We start from the raw sequence: 14,291 nt of genomic DNA, 5'->3' as shown, positions 1-14,291 counted from the left end.
GAGAACAGGCTGACGCCCTGTGAGGGGCCTGTACCACGTAGGTTTCGCCGTCCCCGACATCGAGGCCGCTCGGGGAGCCGTCGGTCGGGCTCTGTCAGTGGAGTTCGGCCCACCCAGGCCCCGGCAGATCGGCGACTGGGCGATCTGGGTGGCGCTTTCCATCGAGGGCCCGCCCTTTCTCGAACTGATCGAAGGCCCGGCCGACAGTCCCTGGGCCGCGCCGGACGGGTCCCGATTCGACCACCTGGGCTTCTGGTCGGCCCGCCTCGCCGACGACCGCGACATGCTCGCCGCGCGTGGCTGCCGGATCTTGCTCGACGGGCTGAAGGCCGGGCTTCCCATGTCTTTTCATGAGGTGCCGGAACTCGGTGCCCGGATCGAGGTGGTCGACGCCTCCGCTGCCCGCGCACCCCTACTGGCCGATCGCATCGTCATCGATCCCCTCACCACCACCTTGAGCCTCGGTGAAGCTCCCGGAGTCTGAGCGACAGGAACGGCGACAGGGCAGGCCGTCCGGCCGGGGTGGGCGTGCCTGGGCCGCCCTTGCCGGATGCACGGATTCCGGGCGTGGGCCACTGATGGCGAACGCCTACTCCGGCCTGTCCCGGGCCGCCCAAAACCTGAATGCAGAACAAACTTGCATGCAGTCCAACTATTTCTTACGGTAGTTCTGTGACCGACACCGAAGCTCTGGGCTTGCGTGAGCGCAAGAAGCTGGAGACCTGGCGGGCCATCCGAGCCGCCGCGCTCCGTCTCATCGAGGAGCGTGGTTACGAGACGGTGAGTCTCGATGAGATCGCGTCGGGCGCGAACGTCTCACGCAGTACGCTGTTCAACTACTTCGCTTCCAAGGAAGCCATCGTCTTCGACCCGGATCCCCAAGAGCCCCACGTATGGCGCTCGCTGATGGGTGAGAGGCCGGCGGACGAGCCCTTGTGGTTGTCGCTGCAGGCGGTTCTCGTCGGGTACCTGTCCACCTTCTCCAACCGGCTCGCGGTACAGAAGCGGCTCAAGGCCGCCTCGCCGGCACTGGCCGAGTCCGTGCGCGGTCACGGTGAACACTTCGTGATCGAACTGCGCGAATGGGCCGCTTCCCGCACGCCTGAAGGACAAGAGCTGCGGGGGGCCCTGCTCGTCAATGTCGCTCAGGCCGTCATGACGACGGCCTACGCGATGTGGTCGCCCGACGACGGCTTCGATCGCCTGCTGGAACTCGCCCGTGACTGCTTCGAGCGGGCGAGCAACGGACTGGGGCCTCGCCACACCTGACCCGGACCACCAACACCCCGCACATCATCGGTCTGCGCCACGCGAGTCGCGGCGCGGGAAGGACATGTCCTCGTGAGCAAGACCTGGTTCATCACCGGTACCTCCCGTGGCTTCGGCCGCAGTTGGACTGAGGCGGCCCTGGAGCGCGGTGACAAGGTCGCCGCCACCGCACGGGACACCGACACTCTCAAGGACCTCGTCGGCAGGTTCGGCGACGCGATCCTGCCGATACAGCTCGACGTGACCGACCGCTCCGCGGCGTTCGCCGCCGTGGAGCAGGCCCACGCCCACTTCGGCGGGCTCGACATCGTGGTCAACAACGCCGGCTACGGGCACTTCGGGTTCGTCGAGGAGATCACCGAGGCCGAGGCCCGCGCCCAGCTCGAGACCAACGTGTTCGGTGCCCTGTGGGTCACCCAGGCGGCGATTCCGCTCATGCGTGCCCAGGGTGCCGGCCACATCGTGCAGATCTCCAGCATCGGCGGCGTGGCAGCGTTCCCCGCCTTGGGCATCTACCACGCCTCGAAGTGGGCCCTCGAAGGCCTCTCGGAGGCCCTGGCCCAGGAGGTCGCATCGTTCGGCATCAAGATCACGGTGATCGAGCCGGGTGGCTACGCCACTGACTGGGGCACTTCTTCGGCCGTGCGCTCCGAACAGCTCCCGGCCTACCGGCCCATGCACGACGCCAGGGCCGAACAAGCCAAGCAGGGCTACCACACGCCGGGGCCGGAGACCACCAACCAGGCCCTGTTCGCTGTAGTGGACTCGGACAACCCGCCCCTGCGTCTGCTGCTGTCCAGCCAGGCGTACGACATCGCACAAGGGGTCTACGCCCAGCGGCTGCAGACCTGGTCCGACTGGGAGGCCACCTCCCGCTCCGCAGACGACGCCTGACGGGACTTCGACTCTCCCTATGCGTAGCCCTGAGCCCGCACTTGCACGTAGATCACTTGATCGACCAGCTGACTCGGCGCCTGCACGCAATCTGGCGAGACGGCTTTCGCGCGTGAAGTAGGGAGCCGGGAACGAAGACTGCGCAAGGGTGGGACCAGCTCCGCGTCGGCCTCGGGTGCGCGATCGGGCAGCAGCCGCACCGCGTTGGCGCACGGGTCGGCGCTCGCGGCCCCGCCCGGGTGCGAGCGCGCTGCGCGGCACGCCTGAGATCGCGTGGGGCGCTCGACGCCGATGCGGCGGACGGATCGACGGCCACCACCTCGACTCGGTGCCCGAGAGCGGCATGGGCATAACGCGACCGACCGACATCTGCGGGGGACGATCCGCGGGTGTCCTGGGACCGGGGGGACCGTCTCGGATGGGGCGGTGAGTCAGGGCGGATTGCTCGCGCTGATCGAAGTGCGTTCCCTTCCCCTCTCACCGCGCCGACATCAGACAGGAGGCCTGTGACCGAACCGATCGAGGCAGTGCGCGACACCGAGGCAGTCTCGGCGTTCGTCGAGGACTTCGCCGCACAGCTCGTCGACGCCGGGATACCGAGAATGCCCGCTCGTGTCTTTGCGGCCTTGCTCTCCTCGGACTCCGGCGCTCTCACCTCCGCCGAAGTCGGTGCACAGCTCCGAGTCAGCCCAGCCGCGGTCTCCGGGGCGGTGCACTATCTCGCGCGACAGCACATGCTCAAACGCGAGCGCGAACCCGGTTCAAGGCGCGATCAGTACCGCGTATACAGCGACCAGTGGTATGAATTGCTGACCAATCGAGGCGCAGCGCTCAGAGGCTGGGAGATCACCCTGCGCGAGGGAATCGACAGCCTTGGGGCCAGGACCCCCGCTGGTCGGCGGCTCGCCGAAACTCTCGCGTTTCTCGAGTTCATCGACGGTGAGGTCATCAAGATGATGGAACGCTGGCACACGCACCGCGAAGAGGTTTTCGGGCGCGGCTGACTGCGGACCGGCGACACAGTGAACACCGTGCTCGCTACAACGGCGTCCGGCGCGACAGAGACCTCGCCGACTGATCGCTCTTTACCACCTCTTCGACTGGTTCGGGCGGTTCGGGCAGCTGCCGCTCGTTCGACGCCAACCAGTGGCAGCCACCCACACGCACGCGGTCAGCCGCGCGAGGGCAGTCCGCGCAGTATGGCGTCGGCCTCGGCCATCACACGGTCGACGAGTTCGGCGCAGGTGGGGAGATCGTCGATCAGCCCGGCGACCTGACCGGAGGGCATGATGCCGAGGTCGGTGCGTCCCTCGACCATTGCCGCCTTGAGCAGCATGGGAGTGTTGGCCGCCAGGAGCACCTGGCCCCACGAGAGCTCCTTGCCGTGCTTCATCGTCAGGCCGTCTCGGACCATGCGGGCCCAGCTGATGCCGGACTCTTTCCGGAACGCGGCGGCATGCCGGACCGCCTGCAGCAGCGCGGCCGCCCGGCTGGAGTGCTCCAACGCATCGACGAGTTCGGTACGCAGCATGCGGTGGGGGAGACCGTCCACCTCGGTGGTGACAGTGACGTCGTTGACACCCGCGGCCAGATAACGGCTCTTGGTGGTCTCCGGCACGGTGCTGTCGGAGGTGAGCAGAAAACGGGTGCCCATGGCGATTCCGGCGGCGCCGTAAGCCAGCGCGGCGACCAGTCCGCGCCCGTCGTGGTAGCCGCCTGCCGCGATCACCGGGATGTCCACGGCATCCACGACCTGGGGGAGCAGGACGGCGGTGGCGACGCTGCCGGTGTGGCCGCCGCCCTCGCTGCCCTGCGCCACTACCGCGTCTACGCCCCAGGCGGCGACCTTCTCGGCATGCCGCCTGGCACCGACCGACGGGATGACGACCACTCCGGCATCCTTGAGCCGCGCGATGAGCTGCGGAGAGGGCGCGAGCGCGAACGAGGCGACCCTGACGCCTTCAGCGATGATGATCCGCACACGCTCGGCGGCGTCGCCCGCCTCCGCCCGGAGGTTGACGCCGAAGGGCGCGTCGGTGCGGGACTTGACCTCGCGGACGGCGGAGCGAAGTTGTTCCACGGTCATGGTGGCCGAGGCGAGGATCCCCAGGGCCCCCGCGTCGGCCGTGGCCGAGACCAGGCGAGGGCCCGCGACCCATCCCATCCCGGTCTGCACGATGGGGTGGCGCACACCGACCAATTCCGTCAGGGCTGTGGTGATGGTGTGGCTCATGCGGGGACCTCGCGCTCACGCAGCTTCTTGGGGTCGATGACGTCCCGGATGAGCCGCAACTCCTCGACGGTCGGCACTCGGGTGTATGGGACCGCGGCAGGTACGGCGAGCGAGAAACCGGTGGCCTCGCGCACCTGATCGACGGTTCCGCCCGGGTGCAACGACCGCAGCCGCATGGTGTGGTCCGGCGTGTCGAAGTCGAAGACGCCCAGGTTGGTGACGACATCCGCGATGCGGTGGTAGCGGGTGGCGGACGGGCCGGCCTCTGCGGCCCGGTCGTAGCCGACCCCACTCACCATGTCGACCCGCTCCACGAACACCCGACGCGAGTGCTTCGGCACCCAGTAACTGGTCGGGTTGTTGAGCGTGTTGATCGGTGCGCCGCGCACGCCCAGCAGTTGGCGTGCGGGCCGCGCCCAGTCGCCGATGCAGGAGATGTTCTGGTTGCCGTGCCTGTCGAGCTGGCCGGCGCCCATCATCACGTGCCGTCGGCCGGTGGCGACCAGGGCCAGGTGCTGCCGATACGGCAGCCAGCCCTCCACCACCCTGGCCCGCTCGCCGACGGCCGGAACGTCGCCGACGAGCAGGGCCTCGCCGTCGGTCAGCAGCAGCTCGGGTGCGAAGGTGAGTCTGGCCAGTCTGGCCCCGATCGTGGGGACGGTGCCCATGGGACTGGCCAGGATCTCTCCCGCGCCGCGCCAGACCTCGGCGCAGGCCACCACGCAGTACTCGGCCCGCGTCGCCGTGACCGTGCTCATGCCGGTTCCTCCTCGTGGAACGCCGCGACTGCGCTCTGGTACGCGGCCTCGTCGCCGGACAGGAACCGAGCCGTGAAGGTCCGCCAGGCCTCGGGGTCGCGGGCGGCCCGGGCGTAGGCGCGTTGGATGTTCTCGTCGCGTTCGTAGTCCGGGGCACAAGCGGTGAAGTGCGCGCCGTTCGGTGTCGCGACGACGCCGGTCACGAACGCGCGATTGACGAGCAGGGTCTGTGGTCCAGCGTCCTTGAGCAGGTCCCCGGTGTCCACGATATGTTCGCAAGAGAGGTATGCGGCGTCGGCGGCCTGGCAGAACAGATCATCGAAGTACGGGTCGGAACCGAGGTACTGGCCGTTGCCCCGCACGTCGGCCCGATTGAGGTGGACCAGCGCCGCGTCCAGGCGCAGGGCCGGGACCGCGAGGAGTTCCTCGCCGTCCTCGTACGGTGAAGTCACCGTACGCAAAGAAGGGTTGACCCTCAGAACGTCCGAACCGAGCCCGGCGCGGACCGGTATGAACGGCAGCCGTTGCGCTGCGGCCGTCAGCCCCCACATGACCATGGCCTCGTCCAGCTCCGTCATCTCGAACGCGCCGCGCTGCCGGGCGGCGGTGAAGTGCGGTTCGAGAGGGACGGAGTCCAGCGTCGCGAAGGCTGTCACGAGCCTGCGGATCTTCCCGGCGGCGGCGAGCAGGCCGACGTCAGGTCCGCCGTACGAGACGAGGGTCAGGTCCGTGACGTCCGAGCGCAGCAAGGCACGCACCAGCGCCATCGGCTTGCGCCGCGAACCCCAGCCGCCGATACCGATGGTCATGCCGCTCTCCAGCCGGCCCACCACCTCCTCGGCGCTCATGCTCTTGTCGCCGCTCACGAGTGCCGCTCCGCTGACCGCCGTTCCTCTTTCGTGCCGAAGGTGTCGCGGATGCGGCGGCCGATGCCGCTGAGGTCGGCTTCGAAGGTGAAGCCCTGCTCGAATCGGTAACTGCGGCGCACGTCGACCGGGTCGATGCCGTTGATCGCGGCCTTGGCCAGACGGATCAGCTCGCCGTCCTTGGCAGCGATCTCCCCGGCCAACTGCCTTGCGGCATCCTGGAGCTGCTCCCTGGGCACGACCTGCCACACCGAGCCGTGCCGGTGGAGCTCCTGGGCGGTGACGGTGCGCGAGGTGTAGTACAGCACGCGCATCAGGTGCTGGGGGACCAGCCGGGCCAGATGGGTCGCCGCGCCGAGCGCGCCCCGGTCCAACTCGGGAAGACCGAATACGGCGTCCTCGCTGGCGACCACGGCGTCGGCGTTGCCCACCAGGCCGACGCCACCACCGAGGCAGAAACCCTGGACCGCGGCGACGACCGGCACTTGGCAGTCGTAGACCGCGGCGAACGCCTCGAAGCAGCCTCGATTGGCGGCGATCAGGGCACCCGGGCCGTCCGCGCGCTGCATTTCCTTGATGTCGACACCGGCGTTGAAACCGCGGCCGACCGCGGTGAGGACCACACAGCGCACCTTCGGATCGGTCCCGGCGGCTCGCACGGCTGCGGCCAGGTCGTACCAGCCCTGTGCGGGAAGGGCGTTGACCGGAGGGAAGTCCACCATGACAACGGCGACCCCTTCCTCCGGCGCAGAGGTGGAGACAGTCATGGGCGCATCAGCTACCTTTCAACCAAACATTTGTTAGGGCCACGCTAGCAGCGGACCAGAGGCCGCGGGAGGTGTCAAATGGCAGTGGACCTCGATATGTCCGGCCAGGTCGCCGTCGTCACGGGTGGTACCCGGGGGGTGGGAGCGGGCATCACCCGTGCCTTCCTCGAAGCCGGGGCCGAGGTGGTGACCTGCGCCCGCAGAGCCCCGGACAAGCCTGTCGAGGCCGCGGGGCGCACGGCCCGCTTCCTTCCTGTCGATCTGCGTGACCCGGAGGCGGTCGGCAGCTTCTTCGCCCGAGTGGGCAGCGAGCACGGCCGCTTGGACACCCTGGTCAACAACGCCGGGGGAACTCCCTACCGTCTGCTCGACGACGGGGGACCCGGGCGGCACGCTCGCGTCGTCGAACTGAACCTCCTGGCGCCGCTGACGGCTTCCATCGCCGCGCACGAGGTGATGCGGGGCCGGCGCTCCGGCGGATCGATCGTGATGATCGGCAGCGTCAGCGGCAGCCGCCCGTCACCGGGGTCCGCGGCGTATGGAGCGGCGAAGGCGGGCCTGGAGCATCTCGCCCGCACGATGGCCGTGGAATGGGCGCCGAGGATACGGGTCAACACGCTGATCGTCGGTATGGCCCGAACCGAACTCTCCCACCTGCACTACGGAGACGAGGAGGCGATGGCGGCCGTCGGTCGCACTGTCCCGCTGGGCCGCCTGGCCGACCCCGCAGACGTTGGTGACGCCTGCGTCTTCCTGGCCTCCGACCGTGCCTCGTACATCAGCGGTGCCAGCCTGCTGGTCCACGGCGGCGGGGAGCGGCCTGCCTTCCTCGACGCGGCCACCGCCAACCAGTGACCGGCCCGGGAACCCGTTCGAACGTCACCAACCCTCGTCCGACCGCTGAAAGGACTCTCCCATGCCAGCCATACCCAGAACCCCTGAGCCCTCCGATCTTACGAATGACCAGAGCAACCACCCTTGAAAGGCAGGGCACCCATGACCGGACTGTGCACCGGACGCGTCGTCGCCGTCACCGGAGCGGGGCGCGGGCTCGGCCGTGCGCACGCCCTCGCCTTCGCTGCCGAGGGCGCCCGAGTAGTCGTCAACGACCTGGGAGTCAGCCTCGACGGCACCGGCACGACCGCCGGACCGGCTCAGCGAGCCGTTGACGAGATCAGCGCGCTCGGCGGCGAAGCCGTCGCCCACACCGGTGACATCGCCACGACCGAGGGCGCATCCTCCCTGATCCGGACCGCTCTGGAGGCGTACGGCCGCTTGGACACCCTCGTCAACAACGCCGGGTTCCTGCGCGACCGCATGCTCGTCAACCTCGACGAGGACGACTGGGACGCCGTTCTGCGTGTCCACCTCAAGGGTCACTTCCTGCCGCTCAAGTACGCCGCGGCGTACTGGCGTGCCGAGACCAAGGCAGGCCGTGGGCCAGAGGCCCGCGTGATCAACACCAGCTCGGGTGCGGGGCTCCTGGGCAGTGTCGGTCAGGGGAACTATTCCGCAGCCAAGGCCGGCATCGCAGCACTCACCCTGGTCGCCGCCGCCGAACTGGGCCGCTACGGCGTCCAGGTCAACGCCATCGCCCCGGCCGCCCGTACCCGCATGACGGAGCAGACCCTCGCCGACGCCATGGCCGTCCCCGTGGGCGGGACCTTTGATGCCATGGCTCCCGAGAACGTCTCCCCGCTCGTGGTCTGGCTGGGATCGGCCGCCCCCAGCGGCGTGACCGGCCGTGTCTTCGAGGTGGAAGCGGGCCGGATCACGGTGATGGAGTCCTGGCGCGCGGGCCCGACTGCCGACAAAGGCGCGCGGTGGACGCCTGCCGAGGCGGGGCAGACCGTCCTCAAACTGCTCGCCGAGGCCGAATCACCGCAGCCTGTCTACGGTTCGTGAAGGCCCCCGAGAGTGCCATTCACGGCCCCCAGCACGTTCGGAGCGCTCGCCTCAAGCGGGTCCACGTGGTCCAGGTGCTGGCTGGCCGCCATCTCGAGTCTGACACCATGCGGGAGGGGGCATCCTATGGAGCGCCTACGACGTGACGAGGGATCGCGCTGCGTGGGGGCAGCTGCGGAGTAGCCAACAGATTTGACATGTCGGGCGGAGACGGCAAGAACTGATGAGCGACAACGACATCACCATCTACGACGTGGCCGCGCGGGCCGGGGTGAGCATCAGCACGGTGTCCAACGTGCTGAACAAGCCGCAGCGAGTGAACGCGGGCACGCGCGCGAAGGTGCTGGCGATCATCGACGAACTGGGCTTCGTTCCCCGGGAGGCTGCCATCAGCCGGGCCCGCAAGGGCGTCGGGCGCATCGGCGTGATCGCGCCGTTCACCACGTACGAGTCGTTCCGGCGTCGGCTGGTCGGCGTCCTCAGGGAGGCTTCCGAGCAGGGCAGCGAGGTCGTCGTGTGGGACGAGGCGTCGGCGGCAGCGACGACCTCCCCGTTGCTGTCCGCCCTGCCCGTCAAGCGGCGCTTGGACGGCCTGCTCATCATGGGCCTGCCACTGGACAACGCCATCGTGGACCGGCTCGTCACCACCGGCCTGCCGACCGTGCTCGTCGACACCAGTCACCCGCGCCTGAGTTCGGTGTCCGTCGACGACACGATGGGCGGCTACCTGGCCGCCCGTCACCTGCTCGGTCAGGGGCACCGCCACATCACCGTGGTCGGCGAGGTGCAGGTGTCGGACCAATACGTGTCTCAGGGACAGCGGCGATTCGCCGGCATCGAGCGGGCACTCGTCGAGGCCGGGCTTCCCTTGTCGCACATGGAACGGATCGTCTCATCCGGAACGGACGTGTCGGCCGGGCGCGCCGCCGTAGCGGCGTTGTGGGCGGCAGACCGACAGCCCACCGCGTTCTTCGGACACTCCGACGAGCTCGCGGCCGGAATCCTCGCGGAGCTTCGCTCCCGGGCCATCGATACCCTCGCCACCGTCGGTGTCGTCGGCTACGACGACGGTCCGCTGGCGGAGGCCCTCGACATGACCAGCGTGCGCCAGCCCTTGGAGGAGAGCGGCCGCTTGGCCACCCAGATGCTGTACGCCCGCATCGCTGCTCCACAGCCCGTGCAGGAGACCGTCCTCACGCCTGAGGTGATCGTCCGCGGCACGTGATGACCGTAGTCCCCTGAGGCCGCCCTGGCGAGCTGTGCCGGGCCATGAGCCGGAGCAACCCGAATCCGTACCGACCGTTCGCAATCGCGAGCCCTCGAAGTCGCCCCGGTCATGGAAACGTTGCCTCCATTCCGCCACGGCGGTGGCCGCTGGACGGGCGGCCACCGGTCCTGTGCGGCTCGACGGACCATCGACTTCGCCCTGGATCGAATTCCGGGCCGAGGCGCGAGCGCGGTTGTTCAACGCCCCTGTCCGTCATCCCGCACGGCATCGTTCCACCTCCGATCCGTGACTGTGCGCCGAGGCGTCCCGACCTCCCACGACGGATCCCCCGGTCACCGCGCTGTCCCACCTGGCATGAGTCGCGCCAACCGCGGCGTGCGCCGACATTCTCGCGGTCCGGCCGGCCAGCGGGATGGAAGGGCGTTCGGGAGGCGGCTCGTCACTCACCGCAGAGCGAGCGGCGCGGCACATCGGGTATGTATGTGTGCCACTGGACCCGGGTGAGATCCGCCCCGTCAACTCGCGCGCAGATCTGGGCAGCGGCCTGCGTCGTGCCGACGGTGTATCGCTGGAGCGGGACGTGTGCGCTTCCCGCGTACAACGTGTCGCTGTCCGCGCTGAACGCGAGAGTGACGACGCGTTCGCCTGGTGTGGCCAGGGGCCCGCCGAGGGGTTGCTGGGTCGCTGCGTCCCAGAGCTGGAGGGTTCCCGCGCTGCCGCCCACAGCCAGAGTGCGGCCGTCGGGGCTGAAGGCCAGCGCACTGACCGTTTCAGGGACATCACCGACAGGCGTGGGAAAAACGCTCGGCAGGATGCCCGCGCGATGGCGAATACTCCCGTCCCACAGAGCCACACGGCCCGTCAGGTCGCCGGCTGCCAAACGGGTGCCATCGGGGGCGAAGGCGAGCGCGCCGATCACGTGGTCCTGGACCAGACCATGGGCGATGGCTCTGCCGGCGCTGACGGCTCGCTCCTCGCCGGCGAGGAGGCGGCCGTCGGGGCGGACGGCCAGGTACTGTCCGGCTCGGCCGGGGAGCACCCCGGTTCTGCGGTGGCGGTCGACGGCCCATGTCTCGTTGCTGAGTTCCTCGAGCCCGCTCGGTGTGCGGGCGGCATAGAGGGTATGGCCTCCCGGTGCCAGGGCGATGGCGATCACAGCCGCGGCCGAGGTCGGAGTCGACAGGTCCAGGCGTGCACGGGTGCGGCTGTGGGGCATGTCCCACACTGTGAGCTGCTGCGATGCCGTTTCCATGTTCGGGGCGGAGACCCCGTACGCGAGTGCGGTGCTGTCCGGACTGAACGCGAGCAGAGGCATGGTGTTCTGCAGGACGACGGGTTTCGTATCGTCGCGTGAGACGGGCAGAGATGGGGACGGAAGTGTCCGCAGGACGCGGCCGTCCCGTGTGTCGCGGAGCTGGAAGCGGTAGTGGGATCCGTCGCGTACGGCGGTGGCGAGCGTACGGCCGTCCGTACTGAGCGAGGTCGCGGCGAGGGGCTGGTCGCGCCAGGCGGAGGTGACGGCCCCTGCGACATCGATGGAGTGGACGGTGCCGCCTTCCCGGTACCGTAGGACCGGCAGGGTGCTGTCCCAGGTGAGTTCGCTGTCTTGCTGTGGGTCATTCAAAGAATGCCGGAACACCGGGGCGTCAGGGTCCGTCAGGCGCCACACCCTGATCTCCCGGCCGTCGGCGGTCGCGAGGAAGCCTCCGTCCTCGCTGAAGGCCGCGTACCGCACACCGGGCGCATTGAGGTCGGCGAGTCTGCGTCCCGAGCTGGTGTCCCAGACGCGCACCCCGCCTTCGGAGAGATTCGCAAGTCTGCCCCGGCCGAGCACGAGAGCCGTGTGATCGGCACCACAGCCGCTCCGGTCTCCCTCCCAGCCGCCGGGCAGGATGCGGTGGTCGTCGGTCCGTTGAACCTGTAGCGGCTTGCCGTTGGCGCAGACGGCCACAAGCTGGTCGTCGGCACTGGGGACCACGTCCGTCGGACCGGTGAACCGAGTCGTGAAGAGCACCCTGCCGTCCGCGACGGAGCGCAGTTGTATGCGGCTGGCGTCGAGGTCGGTCACGACATAGTCGTGGCCGCTGGCCCCGAAGTCCACAAGCGCGGACGCCTGCTCCGGGATCCCGGTCCAGCGCCCGGCGCGCGTGTCCCACAGCCGTACGCCGTCGTCCCTGGCGACGGCGAGTACACGAGCATCCGGACCAGCGGCGACCACCTCGCCGTCCGGCACCCGGCCAGTGCCGGTACGGCGGCCGGTGGACACATCCCAGGAACGCCAGGCGAGGCCATCGACACTGAGTAGTGTGCGGCCTGAATCAGCGAGGAAACGAGCAGGACTCGCACCAGGCGCGGGGTCGGTGAAGGAACTCCCCTCGGGCGCGTTGAGAGAGCCGAGCAGGGCGCGTCGCGTCTCGGGCAGCTGGGCGATGCGCCAGGCGGCCAGGCCGAGGAGCATCGCGGTCCGGGGGTCGGTGCTGCGCAACGAGTCGGAGACGGAGGCTACGCGGCGGGCCGCAGTGTCGATGCGCTGCCGTTCGCTGTCGCGGTGCTGCTGCCAGGCGGCGAGTCCCGTGATCAGGGCCACCACCAGCACGGCGGACAACGTGCTGAGCAGCAGGCGGGAGCGGCGGACGGTGCGGGCGGCGGCCTGCTCCTCCGCTTCTCGCGTCCTTAGCGCGGTCAGTAGGAACGACCGCTCCGAGACGGTGAGCGAATCGTCCCCCGCGAACAGCTCCTCCGCGCGGGCCAGGCGCGTGCCCCGGTACAGGGTGCCAGGGTCGTGGTCATGCTCCAGCCAGGTGCGGGCGGCCTCGGTCAGGCGTCGGTGGTGCCGCAGGCGTTCCCGGTCCTCGTCGATCCAGCCCCGCAACCGGGGCCAGCAGCTGATCAGCGCCTCGTGGGCGAGCTGGACGCCCTCCTCGTCCAGGGTCAGCAGCCGGGCCCGGGCCAGTCGATCCAGTACCGGCGGTACCTCGGGGTCCGCCCATTCGTCCAGCTCCGGCCGGGTGAGCGGGCGTCGCGTGTCGGCGTTTCCCTGGCCGGGTTCAATGAGCCGCAGCAGCAGTTGCCGGGCTGTGCGCGACTGCGCCGCGGTCAGCTGTCCGTAGGTTTCCTCCGCAGTCGAGGCGATCGCGCCGTGTACCCCGCCCGCTGCCTCGTAGGCCGTGAGGGTCAGTATCCGCCCTTTGCGGCGCCGCCAGGTCTCCAGCAAGGAGTGGGAGAGCATCGGCAACGCACCGGGCTGGTCGAGGACCTCGTTGACGATCCGCGCGGTCAGTTCCCGCTCAACCAGGAGCCCGACTGCCTGCGCGGGCTTGACGACGGCCTCGCGTAATTCGTCAGCGTTCATCGGCCCGACCGGTAGTCCCGAACGGCCCAGGACATCGGCCAGAGCGCGGTGTTGGGTGCATTGGGCGTAGAAGTCGGCGCGCACAGCGATCAGCACTCTCAGCCGGCTGTCCGGTTCCCGGGCCGCCAGCAGCATGTCGATGAACCGCGCTCGCTCGGCACGGTCCCGGCACAGGGTGAAGATCTCCTCGAACTGGTCCACCACCACCCAGCTCTCCGGCTCGTCCTCCGCGGGGGTCATGAGATGCCCATACGTCACCGCGGGCCTGGGACCAGGGGTGAGAATCCGCACCACCGCCGGGCCGCCGCGGCGTGCGACCTCCTCGCGCAGGCAAGGAATCAGCCCGGCTCGAAGCAGCGAGGACTTACCGCTGCCCGACGCTCCGAAGAGCGCGGCGAACCGATGCGCGCACACCAGCTCACGAACTTCCTCGATCAGCCGTTCCCGGCCGAAAAACAGCTGGGCGTGATCGGGTTCGAACCGCATAAGCCCCCGGTAAGGCCCCAAGGCGTCGCCTTCGTCATCCACGCGAGCCTGCTCCGCTTCGGCCTGCAGCGCCTTCCACCGAGACTCCCACTCGGCCGGATCGCCTCCGCACGCCCGCACGAACCCAAGGAGAACCGCCAGGGAGGGCAGCCGCTCGCCTCCTGCTGCCGTGGAGAGGCTGCTGGCGGTGAATCCCGCTGTCCGGGCCATGGTCCGGTACGGTGGATTGCCTGCCGATTGCCGCAACCTGCGCAGGTCGTGGGCGAGCCTCTGTACAGGACCGGCCTCCGGGTCCACGGGTCTTTCTGGACGCCCCACCGACTCTTCTCCTCCAGATCTGATGAACAGTCCCGGGGCGGCAAACATACGTTTTGCGATATGGCCTGAAGAACCCCATCTGGTTGTGACATGCGCCTCCGCGTACTGCCCTGCTCTGTGATGACATATTGTGTCGCCGTTCCGTGAACCGTGACCCCCTATCGGTCGATGAAAAGTGACCCCTTCCGTGAGCAAGTGATCAGTCTGGCTCCATG

12 protein-coding genes are annotated in these 14,291 nt (G+C 69.1%); 7 read left to right on the top strand and 5 right to left on the bottom strand.

The window, feature by feature from the left end; translation table 11 throughout:
- Positions 1-19 precede the first annotated feature (19 nt).
- From L0P92_RS03125 to L0P92_RS03110, 4 genes are all read left to right on the top strand, one after another.
- Positions 20-484, top strand: coding sequence for a VOC family protein (locus L0P92_RS03125; RefSeq protein WP_234760870.1), 465 nt, complete (start codon positions 20-22; stop codon positions 482-484).
- 188 nt (positions 485-672) lie between these two features.
- Entirely contained in the window at positions 673-1,269 is a 597-nt protein-coding gene (locus tag L0P92_RS03120) for a TetR/AcrR family transcriptional regulator (protein ID WP_234760869.1), read from the top strand.
- 72 nt (positions 1,270-1,341) lie between these two features.
- Entirely contained in the window at positions 1,342-2,163 is an 822-nt protein-coding gene (locus tag L0P92_RS03115; protein ID WP_234760868.1) for an SDR family oxidoreductase, read from the top strand.
- 506 nt (positions 2,164-2,669) lie between these two features.
- Complete coding sequence (locus L0P92_RS03110; protein WP_234760867.1) at positions 2,670-3,167, top strand: GbsR/MarR family transcriptional regulator; 498 nt, start codon at positions 2,670-2,672, stop codon at positions 3,165-3,167.
- 167 nt (positions 3,168-3,334) lie between these two features.
- Here the strand turns inward: L0P92_RS03110 and L0P92_RS03105 are convergent, their stop codons facing one another.
- From L0P92_RS03105 to L0P92_RS03090, 4 genes are read right to left on the bottom strand one after another with little or no spacing between them, the layout of a single operon-like run.
- The gene (locus L0P92_RS03105; protein ID WP_234760866.1) at positions 3,335-4,396 is read right to left on the bottom strand and encodes an NAD(P)H-dependent flavin oxidoreductase; all 1,062 of its coding nucleotides are present in this window, start codon (positions 4,394-4,396) and stop codon (positions 3,335-3,337) included.
- Positions 4,393-5,154, bottom strand: coding sequence for a CoA-transferase subunit beta (locus L0P92_RS03100; protein ID WP_234760865.1), 762 nt, complete (start codon positions 5,152-5,154; stop codon positions 4,393-4,395). The genes L0P92_RS03105 and L0P92_RS03100 overlap by 4 nt, the downstream gene beginning before the upstream one ends.
- Positions 5,151-6,002, bottom strand: coding sequence for a CoA transferase subunit A (locus L0P92_RS03095; protein WP_234760920.1), 852 nt, complete (start codon positions 6,000-6,002; stop codon positions 5,151-5,153). The genes L0P92_RS03100 and L0P92_RS03095 overlap by 4 nt, the downstream gene beginning before the upstream one ends.
- A 14-nt stretch (positions 6,003-6,016) precedes the next feature.
- A complete protein-coding gene (locus tag L0P92_RS03090; RefSeq protein WP_234760864.1) occupies positions 6,017-6,787 on the bottom strand; it encodes an enoyl-CoA hydratase family protein in 771 nt (256 codons plus the stop codon).
- Positions 6,788-6,865: 78 nt separating this feature from the next.
- Here L0P92_RS03090 and L0P92_RS03085 point away from each other — a divergent pair, with 78 nt between their 5' ends.
- From L0P92_RS03085 to L0P92_RS03075, 3 genes are all read left to right on the top strand, one after another.
- The gene (locus L0P92_RS03085) at positions 6,866-7,642 is read left to right on the top strand and encodes an SDR family oxidoreductase (protein WP_234760863.1); all 777 of its coding nucleotides are present in this window, start codon (positions 6,866-6,868) and stop codon (positions 7,640-7,642) included.
- A gap of 141 nt (positions 7,643-7,783) precedes the next feature.
- The gene (locus L0P92_RS03080; protein ID WP_234760862.1) at positions 7,784-8,692 is read left to right on the top strand and encodes an SDR family oxidoreductase; all 909 of its coding nucleotides are present in this window, start codon (positions 7,784-7,786) and stop codon (positions 8,690-8,692) included.
- 223 nt (positions 8,693-8,915) lie between these two features.
- On the top strand, positions 8,916-9,917 hold the full coding sequence (locus tag L0P92_RS03075) for a LacI family DNA-binding transcriptional regulator (RefSeq protein ID WP_234760861.1): 1,002 nt from the start codon (positions 8,916-8,918) through the stop codon (positions 9,915-9,917).
- A 442-nt stretch (positions 9,918-10,359) separates the two neighbouring features.
- On the opposite strand, the gene L0P92_RS03070 is transcribed toward L0P92_RS03075, so the two are convergent.
- The gene (locus L0P92_RS03070) at positions 10,360-14,124 is read right to left on the bottom strand and encodes an nSTAND1 domain-containing NTPase (protein WP_234760860.1); all 3,765 of its coding nucleotides are present in this window, start codon (positions 14,122-14,124) and stop codon (positions 10,360-10,362) included.
- Positions 14,125-14,291 lie beyond the last annotated feature (167 nt).

It is taken from the genome of Streptomyces muensis (assembly GCF_021474425.1).
Lineage (GTDB): Bacteria > Actinomycetota > Actinomycetes > Streptomycetales > Streptomycetaceae > Streptomyces > Streptomyces muensis.
Note: the sequence above shows the minus strand (reverse complement) of the source record. Positions and strands in the feature narration are given on the sequence as shown.

What these genes read in the sequence shown, in the direction of transcription:
- L0P92_RS03105 (WP_234760866.1), bottom strand. Translation starts at nt 4,396, where the DNA reads ATGAGCCACACCATCACCACAGCCCTGACGGAATTGGTCGGTGTGCGC.
- L0P92_RS03100 (WP_234760865.1), bottom strand. Translation starts at nt 5,154, where the DNA reads ATGAGCACGGTCACGGCGACGCGGGCCGAGTACTGCGTGGTGGCCTGC.
- L0P92_RS03095 (WP_234760920.1), bottom strand. Translation starts at nt 6,002, where the DNA reads ATGAGCGCCGAGGAGGTGGTGGGCCGGCTGGAGAGCGGCATGACCATC.
- L0P92_RS03090 (WP_234760864.1), bottom strand. Translation starts at nt 6,787, where the DNA reads ATGACTGTCTCCACCTCTGCGCCGGAGGAAGGGGTCGCCGTTGTCATG.
- L0P92_RS03085 (WP_234760863.1), top strand. Translation starts at nt 6,866, where the DNA reads ATGGCAGTGGACCTCGATATGTCCGGCCAGGTCGCCGTCGTCACGGGT.
- L0P92_RS03080 (WP_234760862.1), top strand. Translation starts at nt 7,784, where the DNA reads ATGACCGGACTGTGCACCGGACGCGTCGTCGCCGTCACCGGAGCGGGG.
- L0P92_RS03075 (WP_234760861.1), top strand. Translation starts at nt 8,916, where the DNA reads ATGAGCGACAACGACATCACCATCTACGACGTGGCCGCGCGGGCCGGG.
- L0P92_RS03070 (WP_234760860.1), bottom strand. Translation starts at nt 14,124, where the DNA reads ATGTTTGCCGCCCCGGGACTGTTCATCAGATCTGGAGGAGAAGAGTCG.